Origin of the sequence: Streptomyces niveiscabiei (genome assembly GCF_001419795.1) — a bacterium.
GTDB lineage: Bacteria > Actinomycetota > Actinomycetes > Streptomycetales > Streptomycetaceae > Streptomyces > Streptomyces niveiscabiei.
Genome location: NZ_LIRL01001356.1, coordinates 1 through 1,157, shown reverse-complemented (window position 1 = coordinate 1,157; position 1,157 = coordinate 1). Strand labels below are relative to the sequence as shown.

Below are 1,157 nucleotides of genomic sequence, written 5' to 3'. Positions count from 1 at the left end.
CCCCCGTACAGGTCCGCCCCCTCGACACCGACAAGCTCTACACCGCCCGGCTTCAAGCCGCCCGGGCCCGGCCCTACCTCGCCTCCGCGCTGTTCGCGCTGCACGTCGTCGCGTCGGAGAGTGTGCCGACGATGGCTGTGGACGGGTACTGGCGTTGCTATGTGTCGCCGGGGTTCGTGGAGCGGACGCCGGTGGAGGAGCTGGCCGGGGTGTGGGTGCACGAGGTGTCGCATCTGCTGCGGGATCATCATGGGCGCGGTGACCGGTTCGCGAAGCAGCAGGGGCTCGACGGGCCGGGGGAGCGGCTGCGGATGAACATCGCGGCGGACATGGAGATCAACGACGACATCTACGGCGACGGGCTGGCCCGCCCGGCGGACGCGGTGACACCGGGGTCGCTGCGGCTGCCGACGGGACTCCTCATGGAGGAGTACCTGCGCCGGTTCCAGCTCAAGGCGTACGGCGACATCGCCTGGCTCGACTGCGGCAGCGGCGCGGACGGCCGCCGGCGCGGGTGGGACCTCGGCGGGGACGGTGCCGAGGGACTCACCCCGCAGCAGCGGGACGCCGTACGGTACCGGGTCGCCGAGGCGATCAAGGGGCGGCCGGGGAGCGCGCCGGAGGGGTGGAAACGCTGGGCGCAGGACGCCTTCCACCCGCCCCAGCCCTGGCTGCGCCTCCTCGGCGCGGCGCTGCGCTCCGCCGTGTCCGGCGCGGGCGCGGGCCAGGACTACACGTACGGCCGCCCCTCGCGCCGCGCGTCCTCCCTCCCCGGCCTCGTCCTCCCCAGCCTCCGCCGCCGCCCGCCCCGTGTCGCCGTCGTCATCGACACGTCCGGCTCGGTCAGCGACGCGGAACTCGGCAGCGCGCTCCTCGAAGTCGCCGCGATCACCCGGGCGGTCGGGGGACGCCGCGACCTGCTCACGGTCGTGTCCTGCGACGCGGCGGCCCACGTCGCCCACCCCCTCTGCCGGGCGGAGGACATCCCCCTGATCGGAGGCGGCGGCACGGATCTCTGCGCGGGCTTCAAGGCGGCCCTGCGCACCCGCCCCGACGTGGTCGTGGCCCTCACGGACGGCCAGACCCCCTGGCCACCCCAGCCCGCCTGCCGCACGGTCGTCGGCCTGTTCCCACGCACAGGCCGACGACCGTGCGGC

Annotated in this window: 1 protein-coding gene; it reads left to right on the top strand. The window is 75.0% G+C overall.

The genetic code is table 11. The features are described 5' to 3' along the window. The coding region (locus AOK24_RS43995) for a vWA domain-containing protein (RefSeq protein WP_055725414.1) at nucleotides 1-1,157 on the top strand (1,157 nt) is incomplete at both ends.